This is a genomic window from Sphingomonas sp. FARSPH (genome assembly GCF_003355005.1).
GTDB lineage: Bacteria > Pseudomonadota > Alphaproteobacteria > Sphingomonadales > Sphingomonadaceae > Sphingomonas.
Window position 1 is genome coordinate 3,172,068 of sequence record NZ_CP029985.1, and the last position, 15,772, is coordinate 3,187,839.

Annotated in this window: 12 protein-coding genes; 4 read left to right on the forward strand and 8 right to left on the reverse strand. The window is 68.3% G+C overall.

Translation table 11 applies throughout. The annotated features are described in order from the left end of the window. Window positions 1-13 precede the first annotated feature (13 nt). Genes DM480_RS15025 through DM480_RS15035 form a run of 3 tightly spaced genes read right to left on the reverse strand, consistent with a single transcriptional unit; the run spans window position 14 to window position 4,087 of the window. Window positions 14-838, reverse strand: a complete 825-nt coding sequence (locus DM480_RS15025) for a 4-(cytidine 5'-diphospho)-2-C-methyl-D-erythritol kinase (protein ID WP_115380313.1) — start codon at window positions 836-838, stop codon at window positions 14-16. Then, window positions 835-2,406 carry a tetratricopeptide repeat protein gene (locus tag DM480_RS15030; RefSeq protein WP_232834037.1) on the reverse strand — a complete coding sequence of 524 codons (1,572 nt, stop codon included), beginning with the start codon at window positions 2,404-2,406 and terminating at the stop codon, window positions 835-837. Before DM480_RS15030 ends, DM480_RS15025 begins: the two co-directional genes overlap by 4 nt. A 25-nt stretch (window positions 2,407-2,431) precedes the next feature. Beyond that, window positions 2,432-4,087: an electron transfer flavoprotein-ubiquinone oxidoreductase gene (locus tag DM480_RS15035; protein WP_115381435.1), complete on the reverse strand. Its 1,656-nt coding sequence runs from the start codon at window positions 4,085-4,087 to the stop codon at window positions 2,432-2,434. Window positions 4,088-4,223: 136 nt separating this feature from the next. Here DM480_RS15035 and DM480_RS15040 point away from each other — a divergent pair, with 136 nt between their 5' ends. The 3 genes from DM480_RS15040 to DM480_RS15050 all read left to right on the forward strand — a co-directional run bounded on the left by DM480_RS15040 (window position 4,224) and on the right by DM480_RS15050 (window position 8,487). Then, complete coding sequence (locus DM480_RS15040) at window positions 4,224-4,970, forward strand: uracil-DNA glycosylase (RefSeq protein ID WP_115380315.1); 747 nt, start codon at window positions 4,224-4,226, stop codon at window positions 4,968-4,970. A gap of 32 nt (window positions 4,971-5,002) precedes the next feature. Further along, window positions 5,003-6,793, forward strand: coding sequence for a lytic transglycosylase domain-containing protein (locus DM480_RS15045; RefSeq protein WP_198665969.1), 1,791 nt, complete (start codon window positions 5,003-5,005; stop codon window positions 6,791-6,793). A 104-nt stretch (window positions 6,794-6,897) separates the two neighbouring features. After that, the gene (locus DM480_RS15050) at window positions 6,898-8,487 is read left to right on the forward strand and encodes a long-chain fatty acid--CoA ligase (protein ID WP_115381439.1); all 1,590 of its coding nucleotides are present in this window, start codon (window positions 6,898-6,900) and stop codon (window positions 8,485-8,487) included. A gap of 9 nt (window positions 8,488-8,496) precedes the next feature. Here the strand turns inward: DM480_RS15050 and DM480_RS18765 are convergent, their stop codons facing one another. The 3 genes from DM480_RS18765 to DM480_RS15060 form a co-directional block, all read right to left on the reverse strand. After that, complete coding sequence (locus tag DM480_RS18765; RefSeq protein WP_269801929.1) at window positions 8,497-8,619, reverse strand: hypothetical protein; 123 nt, start codon at window positions 8,617-8,619, stop codon at window positions 8,497-8,499. A gap of 61 nt (window positions 8,620-8,680) precedes the next feature. Continuing rightward, the gene (locus tag DM480_RS15055) at window positions 8,681-10,111 is read right to left on the reverse strand and encodes a glycosyltransferase family 39 protein (protein ID WP_115380317.1); all 1,431 of its coding nucleotides are present in this window, start codon (window positions 10,109-10,111) and stop codon (window positions 8,681-8,683) included. Window positions 10,112-10,153: 42 nt separating this feature from the next. Then, window positions 10,154-11,230, reverse strand: coding sequence for a PA0069 family radical SAM protein (locus tag DM480_RS15060; RefSeq protein WP_115381441.1), 1,077 nt, complete (start codon window positions 11,228-11,230; stop codon window positions 10,154-10,156). A 51-nt stretch (window positions 11,231-11,281) separates the two neighbouring features. Here DM480_RS15060 and DM480_RS15065 point away from each other — a divergent pair, with 51 nt between their 5' ends. Continuing rightward, window positions 11,282-11,617, forward strand: a complete 336-nt coding sequence (locus DM480_RS15065) for a VOC family protein (protein WP_115381443.1) — start codon at window positions 11,282-11,284, stop codon at window positions 11,615-11,617. Between the two features lie 12 nt (window positions 11,618-11,629). Here DM480_RS15065 and moaB read toward each other — a convergent pair whose 3' ends face one another. Together moaB and dnaE are read right to left on the reverse strand one after the other, a co-directional pair. After that, complete coding sequence (moaB, locus tag DM480_RS15070) at window positions 11,630-12,157, reverse strand: molybdenum cofactor biosynthesis protein B (protein WP_115380319.1); 528 nt, start codon at window positions 12,155-12,157, stop codon at window positions 11,630-11,632. A 3-nt stretch (window positions 12,158-12,160) separates the two neighbouring features. After that, window positions 12,161-15,715 carry a DNA polymerase III subunit alpha gene (dnaE, locus tag DM480_RS15075; RefSeq protein ID WP_115381445.1) on the reverse strand — a complete coding sequence of 1,185 codons (3,555 nt, stop codon included), beginning with the start codon at window positions 15,713-15,715 and terminating at the stop codon, window positions 12,161-12,163. Window positions 15,716-15,772 lie beyond the last annotated feature (57 nt).

Consider the following 15,772-nt stretch of genomic DNA (forward strand, 5'->3'; position numbering starts at 1 on the left):
CCTCGACCATCGCTCAAGTCAATTCGCTGGTCATCGTCCACCAGCCGCGCGCCTGAGCGCGGGCGGCCGCTGCGTCGCGCGTCGAGGCATCGGCGAATAGCGCAAAGCAGGTCGCACCCGAGCCGGACATGCGCGACAGCGTCACGCCTTCCGCCGCATCGAGAAACGCACGTACCTCGGCGATGACGGGCGCGAGCGCCATCGCAGGCGCCTCCAGATCGTTATGGCCCGCCAGTGCGGTTTTCAGCAGGTCGTCGTCCAGCGTCAGCGCGCCACGGTCGATGCCATCCCATTGGCGAAAGACCGCCGCGGTCGATACGGCGACGCGCGGATTGACGAGCAGAAGCGGCGTACCCGCGAGCCCCGCGACGGCGGTCAACGCCTCTCCCTTCCCTGTGCCCAGCGTCGTCCGTCCGTCCAGGCAGGCGGGCACGTCAGCGCCGAGCGCGGTCGCAATCACAAAGAGGCGGGGATCATCCGGCGTCACGTCCGTGAGCCGCGCGAGCGCGCGCAGCGTCGCCGCCGCATCCGCCGAGCCACCACCGATACCCGACGCGATCGGCAGATGCTTGTCGAGCGTGATCGCGACGGGTGTCCCGCCGAACGTCGCGCGAAACGCATCGCGGGCACGCGTCACGAGATTGTCGGTGGACGGCGAAAGCTTTTCGGCGAAAGGCCCGGTGATCGCAAAGCTGTCCATGGCTGCGGGGACGACGGTCACCGTGTCGCCATCGCGGGCAAAGGCGAACAGCGTTTCGAGCGCGTGATAGCCGTCCGGCCGACGCGCGCGCACGTGCAGCGCGAGGTTGATCTTCGCAGGCGCAGGTTCGACGATCATCCGTTGGGCAGGCCGTTTACGAGTTTTTCCGCGAGGCGGGCCCCGTCCCTACCATCCGCGACGACAGCCGCGGCGCGCCAGGCGTAGCGCGCCTCGTAACGACGGCCCATCGCCCAATACAGGTCGCCGAGATGCTCGCCGATCTCCGCATTGTCGGGCTGCGCCTGTGCGGCGCGGGCGATCAGCGGCAACGCGCGCGCGTTCTGCCCGGCGAGATGGTAGGCCCAGCCGAGCGAGTCGGCGATCGAACTATCATCGGGCTTCAGTGCCTGCGCGCGTTCGAGCAGGCGGATCGCGCCCGGTCGATCCTCGCCATGGTCGGCGAGCGAATAGCCGAGGTAGTTGAGCGCGAGCGGCTCGGACGGTGCGAGCGCCACCGCCTTCTGCAGCGCGGCGCGCGCTCCGGGCCAGTCGCCGGCCTGTTCCAGCGCCCCGCCATATTGCATCCAACTCGCCCATTCGCCGGCCGCGCCGCCATCGTCGATCACGCGGCGATACCAGCGCGCGGCCTCCGCATAACGTCCGGCGGCGAGCAGGCGGTCGGCATAGCGCTGCCAGTCGCCGGCGGTCGCGTCCCGCGCCTTCGCGCGCATGGCGGCGAGCGCCAGCGCCTCGTCATCGCGGTCCGCCGCGGTCAGTACGTCGATCCGTGCCGCCGCCGCCGAGGGCGCGAACGGGCTCTTCGGCGTGACGGCCGCCAGCTGCCGCAGCGCGCCGTCCGTCATGCCCTCCGCCGCGAGCGCGCTGGCAAGAAGCAGCCGCGCACGATCGTCGGCAGGATCGGCGATGAGGGCGTTGCGGGCGAGCGCGACGGCCAGCACCGATGGCCCCTGCCCCGCCAGGTCCCCCGCGACGCGTGCGAGCAGGCGCGAGACACCGAAGGCGAGCGTCGGCTCGGCCGCGACGCCCCTGCGAAAGGCCGCGAGGACGGGATCGTCGCCGGCAAGCAGCGCCCGCGCCGGCTCGCGCTGGCCGCGCGCGAAAAGCAGTTGTGCCGCGGCCAGCCGCAGGTCGATCGGCGCGCCCGTCTGCTGCATCGCCCTGATCGTCGCCAGGCCGGCGTCGGTGTCGCCGCGCGCGATCTGAAGCAGCGCGCCCGTTTCCACCGCAAGCCGCTGCGCGATCGGGTCTTTCAGCGTGGCAGCGGCGGCGAGTGCCGGACGGGGATCGGCGCCGCGCGCAAAGGCGCTCCAGCCACGCAAAGCGGGGACGAGCACGCCGAGCGGCGTGTCGACCAGCCCGGCGATCGCCCGGTCGGCCGCGGTTGCATCGCCTTGCGCCGCGGCCTGTGCCAGCGGGAACAGCGCAAGGTCGCCTGGCGCCTGTGGCGATCCCTGCAACGCCTGAGCCGCCCGTGCCGCCAGGGCCAGATCGCCCGATTCCATCGCCTCGCGATAGGAGCGTGCTGCAACCGTCGTATCGCCAGGCGTCGCGGCAAGCGCGCGGGCATAAGCCGGCGTCGCGATGTCGGTGCGGCCCGCCGCGTCGGCGGCGCGTGCCGTCATATAATCGGCGATGCCGCGCGGCGTCTGGCCGGTATCGGCGAGCGCCGGCGCGGCGATCATCATCGCTGCCGGCGCCAGAAACGAAAGCTTACATGTTGGGATAATTCGGGCCTCCGCCACCTTCAGGCACGACCCAGTTGATGTTCTGGGTCGGGTCCTTGATGTCGCATGTCTTGCAGTGGACGCAATTCTGGGCGTTGATCACGAACTTCGGATCGCCCTCCTCGACACCCACCACCTCGTAAACGCCGGCCGGGCAGTAGCGTTGCGCAGGCTCGTCGTACAGCGGCAGGTCGTAGTCGATCGGGACGTTCGGATCCTTCAGCGTCAGGTGGACGGGCTGGTCCTCCTCGTGATTGGTGTTCGACAGGAACACCGAGGACAGGCGATCAAAGGTCAGCACGCCATCAGGCTTGGGATAGATGGGCGGCTTGACCAGGTCCTTGCGCCACAGCGTCTCGTGGTCGGGATGATGCTTCAGCGTGAAGGGCATGCGGATGCCGAAATGCTCGAGCCACATCGTCAGGCCGGCAAGGCCCGATCCCAGAAGATCGCCGAACTTCTTGACCAGGGGCACGACGTTGCGGACGACCGACAGCTCCTTCTTGACCCAGGAGCGCTCGAATGCCTCCGGATAGGCGGCAAGTTCGTCATGCGCGCGCTGCGACAGGATGGCATCGACCGCGGCCTCTGCGGCCATCATTCCGCTCTTCATCGCGGTGTGCGTGCCCTTGATGCGCGGTACGTTGAGGAAGCCGGCGCTGTCGCCGATCAGCGCACCGCCCGGGAAGACGAGCTTGGGGATCGACTGCAACCCGCCGTCGCTGATCGCGCGCGCGCCATAGGACACGCGCTTGCCCCCCTTCAATATCGCGGCGATCTCCGGATGCGTCTTCCACTTCTGCATCTCCTGGAAGGGGGAGATGTAGGGGTTGGTGTAGTTGAGCCAGGTGACGAACCCCAGACTGACCTGGCCGTTCGCCTGGTGATAAAGCCAGCCGCCACCATTGGCGTCGTCGCCGAGCGGCCAGCCTTGCGTATGGATGACGCGGCCGGGCTTGTGGAGCGCGGGGTCGATGTCCCACAATTCCTTGACGCCAAGGCCATAGACCTGGGGATCGCTGTCCTTCGCGAGGTCGAAGGTGCGGATGATCTCCTTGCTCAGGTGACCGCGGCAGCCCTCGCCGAAGAAGGTGTATTTGGCGTGGAGTTCGAGGCCAGGCTGGTAATCTGGCTTGTGCGTGCCGTCGCGCGCGACGCCCATGTCGCCCGTGGCGACGCCCTTCACGCGGCCCTGCTCGTCAAACAGGATTTCCGCCGCGGCGAAGCCGGGAAATATCTCGACGCCCAGTTCCTCCGCCTTGCCGGCGAGCCAGCGGCACAGGTTGCCCAGGCTGCCCGTATAGGTGCCTTTGTTGTGCAGGAACGGCGGGGTCAGGATGTGCGGCAGCGACGACTTGCCCCTGGCGCTCAGCACCCAGTGCAGGTTCTCGGTCACCGGCACCTCGGCGAGCGGGCAACCGTCCTCGCGCCAGTCGGGCAGCAGTTCGTCGAGCGTGCGCGGGTCGATCACCGCGCCGGACAGAATATGCGCGCCGACCTCCGATCCCTTTTCAAGGACGCAGACGGACAGGTCCGCGCCCTTCTCGGCGGCGACCTGCTTGAAGCGGATCGCGGCGGTGAGGCCGGCAGGCCCGGCCCCGACGATCACCACGTCATAAGGCATCGATTCGCGGTTCGACATCATCTCACTCCCGGACGCCGGTTTTCCGTAGCGGAACGATCGCAGCGGGCGATCGGGCGCGGGCCGGCAACGTCTTGTCTCCCGGACGCGATCGGACAAGTTGACGAAAACGTCAACCACGTCGACAAGGCGCGCCGTGGGGGCGGATCAGCATCTCGACTGGATGGGCGCGGCCGCGAGCGCGCTGACATGGTGGCAGGACGCCGGCGTCGACGTGCTTGTTGAGGATGCGCCGCGCGACTGGCTCGCCCCGCTGCCCCTCGATCCGATGCCCGCCGCGGCGCCGGCGCAGGTCGTGCCTGCGTCCCTCGTCATTCAGCCGACCGCGGCGATGCCCGATACGCTGGACGCCTTCGTCGCCTGGCGGCTGGGGCGGGACGCGCCGGAAGCGGCGTGGCGCGGCATTTCCGTAGCGGCGAGCGGCCCGCCGGATGCGGCGATCATGGTGCTGGCGGATTGCCCCGACAAGGACGATGGCGATGCGGGCACACTGCTGAGCGGGGCCGCCGGGCGATTGTTCGACCGGATGCTCGCCGCGATCGGCCTGTCGCGCGATGTGGTCCACATTGCCGCGGTCTGCGCCCGCCGGCCGGTCGCCGGGCGTATGCCGCGCGAGGTCGAAGCGCGGCTGACGGACATCGCACGCCATCACGTCGGACTGATCGCGCCCAAGCGGCTGCTATTGCTGGGCAATGCGGCGAGCCGTGCAATACTGTCGGCGGAAATGCCCGGCACGCGCGGGTCTTTACACCCGTTTAACCATAGACGCGGCACCACCGACGTGGTCGCGACCTTTCACCCGCGTTTCCTGATCGAGAAGCCGGCAGCGAAGGCCGAGGCCTGGAAGGACCTGCAATTGCTGATGGGGGATTGGCCCGCGTGACCCGAAAGCTGGCACTCGTTCTGGCGACGATAATGGTTCCGGTGGCCGCGCAGGCCGCGCCCGATCCGACGAATACCGCCGGCCCCGCAACGACCGCCGCCGCCCGGATCGCCGAGCACATTCCCGACCAGCTCGATGCGGCGCAGCGCGACGGCTATCGCGCCGTCTTTCAGGCGATCCGCGACGGACGCTGGCAGGATGCGCAGATCGGGCTCGACACGATGAAGCCCGGCCCGCTGCACGCGATCGCACGCGCCGAGCTCTACACCGCCAAGGGATCGCCCCGCGTCGAGATGGAACCGCTCGTCGCGCTGCTCAACGAGGCGCCCGAACTGCCCGAGGCGGCGGATATCGCCCGGCTGGCGAAGGCGCGCGGGGCTACCGATCTTTCGCCCCTGCCGACGGCGCAGCGGCTGATCTGGCAGGACGGCGCGCCGCGCCGGGTCCGCGCCAAGGCCGTGCGATCCGACGAGATCGCCGCGGCGCTGGCGACGCAGATGCAGCCGTTCGTCAAGGCGGACATGGCGCGTGAGGCGCAGGCGCTGCTCGAGACGACGAGTGGCCTGACGCCCGAGGCGCAGACCGAATGGCAGGCGAAGGTCGCCTGGATGTATTTCCTGACCGGCGACGACACCGACACGCGCGCGATGGCGGCGAAGGCCGCGGACGGTGCGGGCGACTGGGCCGTGCAGGGGCGCTGGATGGGCGCGCTGGCGGCGTGGCGGCAGAATGATTGCGCCGCCGCGAGCGCGGGGTTCGAAGGCGTCGCCGCTCGCGCGACCGACGTCGACCTGCGCGCCGCTGCGCTCTACTGGGCATCGCGCGCCGACATCGTCTGCGGCCGGCCCGACCGGGTGCAGGCACGGCTGCAATCCGCGGCACAATTCTCCGAAAGTTTCTACGGCCAGTTGTCGCGCCAGGCGCTGATGATCCGCGACAAGGGCAGGCCCGTCGGCGGCGTCGTCGCAGGCGATTGGGCGCGGCTGGAAAAGCGGCCGAACCTGCGCGTCGCCGCGGCGCTGGTCGAAATCGGCGAAACCGATCTTGCCGACGATGTCATTCGCCAGCAGGCGCGGATCGGCGCGCCGGGCGAGTTCGGCAGCCTGGTCCGCGTCGCCGAGGCGCTGAGCCTGCCGGCGACCACGGTCTGGCTTGCGCACAATTGCCCGCAGGGCGTCACCGCGACCGCGGAGGCACGCTACCCGACGCCCAACTGGACGCCGGCGAGCGGCTGGCGCGTCGACAAGGCGCTGGTCTACGCGCACACGCTCGAGGAAAGCGGCTTTCGCAACAAGGTGACGAGCCCGGCGGGCGCGTTCGGGCTGATGCAGATCATGCCCGCGGCGGCGACCGATTACATGCGCGAGCGGGGGCTGACGGTCGACAAGGCGGCGCTCGCCAGGCCCGCGACCAACATGGACATCGGCCAGCGGCATCTGGAACGGCTGCGCGACATGGCGGGCGTGACGGGCGGCCTGCTGCCCAAGGTGATCGCCGCCTATAATGCCGGGCCGAAGCCCGTCGGCGAATGGAATGCCATCGTCCACGACGGCGGCGATCCTTTGCTCTACATCGAGAGCATCCCCTATTGGGAAACGCGCGGCTATGTGACGACGGTGCTGCGCAATTACTGGATGTACGAGGCGCAGGCCGGCCGTAAGGCATCGTCGAGCCGCGCCGCGCTGGCGCAGGGCATGTGGCCGCGCTTCCCCGGCCTGCCCGGCGCATCGTCGGTCCGGCTCGACACCCGCGCGCCGGCGACCGCGATCGCGGTGAATGGCAGCGTCTCGCCGCGATCGACGACCGCGGTCGCGCACGACTGAACGCAACCTTTCGTCACGCGGACCGCGCTTGTCGCGGTTCCGGGATCGGGTATGCTGGACCGGCCCAAGCGAATGATCGCCGGGCATACGGGAGAGGCGTGACGATGCTGGGCGGCATGCAGGATTTTGAACTCAGGGTTCCCTCGATCCTCGACCATGCCGCGCGCGAGCATCCGCACCGCGCGATCGTCTCGCGCTGGGCCGACGGCCGCGAGACGCGCACGAACTGGGCCGGCATCGCGCAGGACGCGCGGCGGCTGGCGCAGGCGTTCGAGCGGCTGGGGCTGAAGCCCGGCGACCGGATTGCGACGCTGGCGATGAACCATGCGCATCACCTCATCGCCTGGTACGGCGCGATCGGGATGGGCGGCGTCATCCACACGATCAACCCGCGGCTGTTCGACGATCAGCTCGTCTACATCGCCAACCATGCCGAAGACCGCGTGCTGCTCTACGATCGCGCGTTCCAGCCGATCGTCGACCGGCTGCGCGATCGATGGACGACGATCGATCATTATGTCGTGATGGACAGCGACGGCCCCGACGGCTTTGCGGCGCTGATCGAAGCGGAGGACGGCGATTACAACTGGGTCACGGGTGGCGAGCGGGAGCCGTGCATGCTGTGCTACACCAGCGGCACCACGGGCAATCCGAAGGGTGTGCTGTTCACGCATCGCTCCAGCGTGCTGCATGCATTGCTCGTCGCCTCGCCCGCGGTGCTGACGCTTACCTCGTCCGCGATCCTGCTGCCGGTGGTGCCCTTGTTCCATGCCGCCGCCTGGGGGACGTCGTTCGCCGCGCCGCTGGCGGGCGCGAGCTTGGTCTATTCCGCGGTCAACGACCCGGCGGTGCTGTGCGATCTGATGAACCGCGAGCGGGTGACGATCTCCGCAGGCGTGCCCACCGTCTGGCTGGCGATGTTCGCGCATATCGACGCGACGGGCGACCGGCCCGAGCATCTGAAGCTCGCGACGATCGGCGGGTCGGCGGCGCCGCGGGCGATGATCGCGCGGCTGATGGACATGGGGATCGAGGTCAAGCACCTGTGGGGCATGACCGAAACGTCGCCGGTCGCGACCGCGGCAGCGCCCCCGCCCGACTGGGACCAATGGTCGCGCGACGAACAGTTGGACCTGCTGATGCGGCAGGGCAACATCCCCTATGGCGTCGAACTGGCGGTGATCGACGAAGACGGCGGGCACCTGCCTCGCGACGGCAAGAGCGCGGGCCGCCTGCACATCCGCGGCCCCTGGGTTATCCAACGCTATTTCGGCGCGGAGGCGGATGCGGTCGATACGGACGGCTGGTTCGATACCGGCGACGTCGCGGTGATCCATCCCGACGGATCGATGCAGATCACCGACCGGTCGAAGGACGTGATCAAGTCGGGCGGCGAATGGATCAGTTCGGTCGAGCTGGAAAACGCCGCGATTGGCTGCTCCGGGGTCGCCGAGGCCGCCGCGATCGGCGTGCCGCATCCGAAATGGGACGAGCGCCCGTTGCTCGTCGTCGTGCGCAAGCCCGGCGCCGGCGTGACCGAGGCTGAAATGCTCGCCTATCTGAAACCGCTGGTCGCCAAATGGTGGCTGCCCGACGCGGTCGTATTCGTCGACAGTCTGCCGCACACGGCGACGGGCAAGCTGCTCAAGACGGCGTTGCGCGAGACGTTTCGGGACTATCGCTTCGCCGCCTGAGCCGCAGCCTTACGCCTCCGGATCGTCGTCTTCGGGCGCGTGATTGCCGTAGCCGGCACCCGATTCGGCATCGGGGGTCTCGGTTTCCGGTGCATCCACGTCGGCGGGCTGCGGGTCGTTGGGGTCGGTCATACGCGTCTCCTCCGCACCGGAAACGGCCGGCGTGGCAGAGCGATCCGGGAACCGACGACCTTTATCGCGGCAGGGCGTAGATGTCGTAGCCGAGCGCCCGGCCGACACGGCGATAATGTGTGGCCAGCGCATGGCCGACGAGCGCGAAGGTGGCGCGGTTGACGTCGCCATGCGGCGTGGTGGTGACGATGACGGGCGGCCGCCCGCGCAGGATGCGCGCCACCTCTGTGGTGGGATCGACGCCGATCGCGCCGCGCTCCCCCGCGAACGTCAGGTGCGAGGCGAAAGGGTAGCGGGTCGGCAGGCAGGCGCCGCTGGCGGTGTAGAAGACGGGCGGCGCCTGGAATATGAACGGGCATCCGCGGCCACGGGCATAGTGCCGGATCAGCGCCGCACCGTGCGCGACCGCGCGCCGGGCCGCGGCGGTTTCGCCCACATGCGGATAGCCCGACAGATACAGCAGCCCCGCTGCCGCCGCGGCGAGCAGGATGGCGAGCGGCCCGCGACCGTCGGCGCCAATACCCGCCGCGACCATCAGCGGCACGAGCAACGGTAGCGCGTAATGGTTGTAATAGGGCGCGATGGCGGCCAGCGCGACGACCGCCGCCACGAGCCAGGCGGCAAGGAACATACGCGCCGCCCCCTGCAACCGCCGCAGGCCGAAAAGCGCAACGATCGCGGGCACGACGAGCACGAGCGCAAGCCCCTCGACACGCGTGGCCACCGGCTCGTTGGCGGTGACGTGACGCAGGAAGATCGAGCGGACGTTGGCGAACCACCAGTCCGCGCCATGCCCCATTCCCGCATAGACGGCGAAGGCGAGCAAGCTCGGCAGGCCGGCGAGCGCGCCGAGGATCGCCGCCTCCTTCACCAGCCGGCCCGAGGCGCGTTTGCCGCGCCACATCGCGTACAGGGCGACGCCGGCGAGCGCGAACCCTTCGACGATCACGGTTGGCTTGATCTGGATCGCAAGACCGATCAGCAGCATCGCCAGGCGCACGCGCCAGACGCGTCCGTCGTACGCGGACCGCAAGACCAGCCACCCCGCGATCGCGACGAAAAGGTCATAGAAGACCGGAGACTGACCACCCCGACCGCCCAGCAAGGCGAGCCAGACGAGATAGCCGCATCCCCCGATCAGCCCGGCGCGCCGCGAGGCGAGGCGCGCGGCGAGCATCGCGATAACCCCTGCGGTCAGTAGCGCCGCAAGGAGTGCCGCCGCCTGATAGGCTACGACGCCGTCTCCCCCGAACCCCTGCGTCGCCGCGTAGAGCAGGAACAACCCGATCGGCTTGCGATCCCAGACGTCGACATAGGGCACCGCCCCCTGCCAAATCCGCAGCCCGACGAGCTGATACATCTGCTCGTCCAGATCGATGATCGGATTGCCCAGGTCGGGCACGCGCAGCAGCAGCGCTGCGGCCGTCAACACCAGCGCGACCAGCGACCATGACGGCTGGCGATGCAGGGGGGATGGACGCGCGGCCGGCATGCTTCGCCTCGTGTCACATCACGGTAAAGGCCGCGATAACGATCAGAACAATTCGCCCTGCGGCCCGGCCGGCGGGCGGAACAGGTCGCAACGCAGCGGGACACCGCGGTTGGCGAGGCCATGACGCCGGCATGCGATGGCGAAACGCGTCCGCATCAGTTCCGCCCACGGGCCGCTGCCGCGCATCCGCGTAAAGAAGTCCGGATCGTTGTCGCGTCCACCGCGCAGTGAGCGGATCGTCGCCATCACCTTGTCGGCACGATCGGGATAATAGGTATCGAGCCAGGCGCGAAACAGCGGCGCGACCTCGTGCGGCAGGCGGACGGGAATGAAGAAACACGCCCGAGCGCCCGCCTCCGCCGCGCGCGCGACGAGATGTTCCAGTTCATGATCGGTCACCGCCGGGATGACGGGGGCGATGGAGACATAGGTCGACACCCCCGCATCGCTCAGCGTGCGTACCGCGGCAAGGCGGCGGCCGGGATGCGGCGCTCGCGGCTCGATCGTCCGCGCCGTCTGCGGATCGAGCGAGGTGACCGAGATCGCCACCGCCGCAAGACCCTCCGCCGCCATCGGCGCGAGTATGTCGATGTCGCGCGTCACGCGGTCGGATTTGGTGGTGATGGTGAGCGGGTGATGCGCCTCGCGCAGCACCTCCAGGATGCCGCGCGTGATCCGCCAGTCGCGCTCGATCGGCTGATACGGATCGGTGTTGGTGCCGAGCGCCATCGGCCGGACTTCATAGCCGCGTCTGCCGAGCTCGGCGGTGAGCAAAGCGGGCGCATCGGGCTTGGCGAACAGGCGGCTTTCGAAATCGAGCCCGGGCGACAGGTCGTGAAAGGCGTGCGTGGGTCGCGCGAAACAATAGATGCAGCCGTGTTCGCAGCCGCGATAGGGGTTGATCGACCGGTCGAAGCCGATGTCGGGCGATGCGTTGCGGCTGATGATAGTGCGCGGATGTTCGACGGTTACCGTCGTTGCGAGCGGCGGCGGCGCGCCGTCGATCGCGTCGCGCGCATCGAGCCAGTCGCCATCCACCACCGTCTGCGGCAGATTGAAGCGAAGGCTTTCGCGGTTCTGCGTCGCGCCGCGGACGGCTCTGGATTTGCGCTCGGCCATTGCGGAACGATAGCGATTGACGTAGAACATAGCAAGAACATGGAGGCGATGATGGCGAGGCTGAACTATCTGGAACTGCCGGTCACCGATCCGGCGCGGGCAAAGGCATTCTACAGTAGCGCGTTCGGCTGGAATTTCATGGATTACGGCCCGACCTATGCGGCAACCACCTACGGCAGCGCGGACGTGGGATTGCAGGCCGACCCCGCCGAGCGGACGCCGGCGCTGCTGCCCGTGATCAAGGTCGACGACCTGGACGCGGCGCTCGCGGCGGTCGAACAGGCGGGTGGTCGCGTCACCAAGCCGATCTTCGCCTTTCCGGGTGGTCGACGGTTCCAGTTCGCCGATCCCGACGGGCATGAACTGGGCGTCGTCCAGTCGGGCTGAACACCAGCGCGCTTACCGCTCCTTCAACCGCGGCATCAGCTCGACGAAATTGCAGGGGCGGTGGCGGCTGTCGAGCTGATCCTTGAGGATGCCGTCCCAGCCATCCTTTACCGCGCCGGTCGATCCGGGCAGCGCGAAGACGTACGTGCCGCGCGCGACGCAGGCACAGGCGCGTGACTGGATCGTGGACGTGCCGATCTTGGCATAGCTCAGCCAGCGGAACAGTTCGCCAAAGCCGGGGATCATCTTGTCCGCGACGCGCTCGACCGCTTCGGGCGTGACGTCGCGGCCGGTGACGCCCGTGCCGCCGGTGGTTACGACGCAATCGATCGACGGATCGTCAATCCAGCGATCGAGCTGCGCGACGATCGCATCGGCATCGTCGCGCAGGATCGCGCGATCGGCGAGGACATGCCCCGCCGCCGCGATGCGCGCGACCAACGTGTCGCCCGACCGATCCTCGGCGAGGCCGCGCGTGTCCGACACGGTGAGCACCGCGATGCGCACGGGCGTGAACGGCAGGTCGGTATCGATCGGCATCGCTCAGCCGACCAGTTGCAGTTGCGAGGAAGCAGCGCGATCGAGCGCAACTTCGGTAATGCCGGGTATTGCCTCGATCGCGGCGACGAGCTCGAGGTCGAGCAGGAAATCGCGGCCCAGCAGCAGCTTCGCCTCGCCGCCGTCGATCGGCATGCGCACGCGCACCTCCCCCCGTGCGCCCCGCGCCGCGCCGAGCAGGTCGGCGAGTGCGGCCAGTGCGGCGCGATCGGCGACCTTCGCCTCGATCGTGAACCGCGCGTGCGTCGCGAGGCTCTCGAACGGCTGGATCCGCTTGACCGAGACGCGCGGCGTCTCCTCGCCGGGACGACGGTCGAGCTCCACGGTGATGAGGCCGCAGCCGCCCTCGCGCGCCGCCTCTTCCAGGTCGGCGGCGACGGCATCGTCGAAACAGGTCGCGATGAACTGGCCGCTCGCGTCGGACAGCGTCGCCATCATATAGCGCTTGCCCCGCGCCGAGGTGCGCCAGCGCGCCTCCTCGACCAGCACCGCCATCGTCGCGCCGGCGCGCGTGCCATCCTCTGGAATGCGCAATTCGGTGAGCGAGACATATTGCCGCGCACCGTGCATGCGCGCGAGATGCGCGTGGCGATCGACGGGGTGGGCGGAAAAATAGAAGCCGAACGCCTCTTTCTCCTGCTCCATCGTCTCCGCCATGTTCCAGCGTAGCGAGCGGTTGAGCTTTATCGTGTCGCCGGCGGCGTCGTCGGTCCCGAACAGGCCACCCTGCCCGCTCGTCCGCCCGGCATGCGTGTGCGCGGCAAGGCCGAGGATCGTTTCCGCCACCGCATGAACCGCGGCGCGGTTCGGCTCGATGGCGTCGAAGGCGCCCGCGGCAGCGAGCGTTTCGAGCTGGCGCTTGTTGATCAGCCGCGGGTCGACGCGATTGGCGAGATCGTCGAGGCTCTTGAACGGCCCCGCCGCTTGGCGCTCCATGACGAGCTTTTCCATCGCCCCCTCGCCCACCGACTTGAGCGCCCCGAGCGCGTAGCGGACGACGAGGCCGTCCGGCGTCTCCTGCACGTCGAACTCCGCCTCGCTGGCGTTGATGTCGGGCCCGGCGATGCCGACGCCCAACCGCCGCATGTCATCGACGAAGATGCTGAGCTTGTCCGTCAGGGCCATGTCGTAACACATGGACGCAGCAAAGAATTCGTGCGGATGGTGCGCCTTCAGCCACGCCGTTTGATAGGCCAGCAGCGCGTAGGCGGCGGCGTGGCTCTTGTTGAAGCCGTAGCCGGCGAACTTGTCGATCAAGTCGAACAGCTGGTTCGCATAATCCTTGCCGATGCCGTTGTGCGTGGCGCAGCCCTCGACGAAGGTCGCGCGCTGCGCGTCCATTTCCGCCTTGATCTTCTTGCCCATCGCGCGACGCAGCAGGTCGGCGCCGCCGAGCGAATAGCCGGCAAGCACCTGCGCCGCCTGCATCACCTGTTCCTGATAGACGAAAATCCCGTAGGTCTCCTTCAGGATCGGCTCGAGCAACGGGTGGGGATAGGTCAGCGCCTCCGTCCCCTGCTTGCGGCGGCCGAAGCTCGGGATATTGTCCATCGGACCGGGACGGTAGAGCGAGACGAGCGCGACGATGTCGCCGAAATTGGTCGGGCGGACGGCGCTGAGCGTACGTCGCATCCCCTCCGATTCGAGCTGGAAGACGCCGACCGTGTCGCCTTTCTGCAGCAGCTTGTAGACGCCCTCGTCATCCCATTGCAGCGCGTCGAGGTCGACTGAAATGCCCCGCTTCGCAAGCAGTTGGACGGCCTTCTTCAGAACCGATAGCGTCTTGAGGCCAAGGAAGTCGAATTTCACCAGCCCGGCGCCTTCGACATATTTCATGTCGAACTGCGTCACCGGCATGTCGGAACGCGGGTCGCGATAGAGCGGGACGAGCTGCGCGAGCGGGCGGTCGCCGATTACCACACCCGCGGCGTGCGTCGAGGAGTGACGCGGCAGGCCTTCCAGCTTGGTGGCGAGGTCGAGCAGGCGGCGGACCTGATTGTCGTTGGCATATTCCTTCGCCAATTCGGGCACGCCGTTCAGCGCGCGCTTCAGGTCCCATGGGTCGGTAGGATGATTGGGGACAAGCTTGGCGAGGCGGTCGACCTGGCCATAGCTCATCTGGAGGACGCGGCCAGTGTCCTTGAGCACGGCGCGCGCCTTCAGCTTACCGAAGGTGATGATCTGCGCGACCTGATCGCGTCCGTATTTCTCCTGTACGTAGCGGATCACCTCGCCGCGCCGCGTTTCGCAGAAATCGATGTCGAAGTCGGGCATCGACACGCGTTCCGGATTGAGAAAGCGTTCGAACAGCAGGCCGAGCTTGATCGGATCGAGATCAGTGATGGTCAGCGCCCACGCGACCGCGCTGCCCGCGCCTGAACCACGGCCAGGCCCCACGGGGATGTCGTGATCCTTCGCCCATTTGATGAAGTCCGCGACGATCAGGAAATATCCGGGGAAACCCATCTGGACGATGACGTCGATCTCGAAGTCGAGGCGTTCGAAATAGTCCGGGAAACGGGCGCGGAGGTATTCGGGCGTGACGTCGTCCAGCCTCTGCGTCGGTGCATCGGCGGGCGCTTCCGCCACCGCGATGCCGCGCTCCACCTCGACGATGCGCCGCAGCCGCGCCTCCAGCCCCGCGTGCGCGTCGCGGCGCAGCATCATCGCCTCGCCCGCGCGGTCGCCCGCGAGACTGGGCAGGATCGGCTTGCGCTTGGGCGCCATTACCGCGCAGCGCTGTGCGACGACGAGCGTGTTGTCGATCGCCTCGGGCAGATCGGCGAACAGCGCCTTCATCGCATCGGCAGGCTTCAGCCACGCGTCCGGCGAGGATTTGGGCCGATCGTCGCTTTCGACATACGTCGAATGGGCGATGCACAGCATCGCGTCATGCGCATCGCGAAACGCGCTTTCGGCGAAACAGCACGGATTGGTCGCCACCAGCGGCAGGTCGCGCGCATAGGCAAGATCGATCAGCGCCTGTTCCGACGCTTCCTCCACCGGATCGCCGCGCCGTGCGACCTCGATGAACAGACGGTCGCCGAACAAGGCCTGAAGCCGGTCGCAATAGGCCTGTGCGCGTGCCGGTTGATCTTCCGCGAACAGACGCGCGAGCGTCCCCTCGCCGCCCGCGGTCAGCGCGATGAGCCCATCGGTACGCCCCTCCAGCATCGCGAAGTCGATGTGTGCGGCAAGTTCGAGCGGGCGTTCGAGATGCGCGAGGCTGACGAGCGCGCACAGATTGTCGTACCCCGTCATATCCTGCGCATACAGCGCCAGCCAGTCGAGCGGCGCGGCGACGCCGTCCGGCATGTCGGGTCGCGCGACGCACAACATCGTGCCGATCAGCGGCTGCACGCCATCCTTCTTCGCGGCGTCGGAAAAGGCCATCGCCGCGTAGAGGCCATTGCGGTCGGTGAGGCCAGCGGCAGGAAATTGGAGCGCTTTCGCCTGCTTCGCGATCGCCTTGGGTTCGATCGCGCCATCCAGCATCGTGTAGGAGGAAAAGATACGAAGCGGCACGAACCCGGAATGCATCGCCGCCATGTAGCGAAGACGCGGCGATTCGAACAGCGGTGTGCGGGAACCGGCGGT

Bases quoted from the DNA above. Each gene is read 5' to 3' on its own strand.
- DM480_RS15025 (WP_115380313.1), bottom strand. From the start codon at position 838: ATGATCGTCGAACCTGCGCCTGCGAAGATCAACCTCGCGCTGCACGTG.
- DM480_RS15030 (WP_232834037.1), bottom strand. From the start codon at position 2,406: ATGATGATCGCCGCGCCGGCGCTCGCCGATACCGGCCAGACGCCGCGC.
- DM480_RS15035 (WP_115381435.1), bottom strand. From the start codon at position 4,087: ATGTCGAACCGCGAATCGATGCCTTATGACGTGGTGATCGTCGGGGCC.
- DM480_RS15045 (WP_198665969.1), top strand. From the start codon at position 5,003: ATGGTTCCGGTGGCCGCGCAGGCCGCGCCCGATCCGACGAATACCGCC.
- DM480_RS15050 (WP_115381439.1), top strand. From the start codon at position 6,898: ATGCTGGGCGGCATGCAGGATTTTGAACTCAGGGTTCCCTCGATCCTC.
- DM480_RS18765 (WP_269801929.1), bottom strand. From the start codon at position 8,619: ATGACCGACCCCAACGACCCGCAGCCCGCCGACGTGGATGCACCGGAA.
- DM480_RS15055 (WP_115380317.1), bottom strand. From the start codon at position 10,111: ATGCCGGCCGCGCGTCCATCCCCCCTGCATCGCCAGCCGTCATGGTCG.
- DM480_RS15060 (WP_115381441.1), bottom strand. From the start codon at position 11,230: ATGGCCGAGCGCAAATCCAGAGCCGTCCGCGGCGCGACGCAGAACCGC.
- DM480_RS15065 (WP_115381443.1), top strand. From the start codon at position 11,282: ATGGCGAGGCTGAACTATCTGGAACTGCCGGTCACCGATCCGGCGCGG.
- moaB (WP_115380319.1), bottom strand. From the start codon at position 12,157: ATGCCGATCGATACCGACCTGCCGTTCACGCCCGTGCGCATCGCGGTG.
- dnaE (WP_115381445.1), bottom strand. From the start codon at position 15,715: ATGCATTCCGGGTTCGTGCCGCTTCGTATCTTTTCCTCCTACACGATG.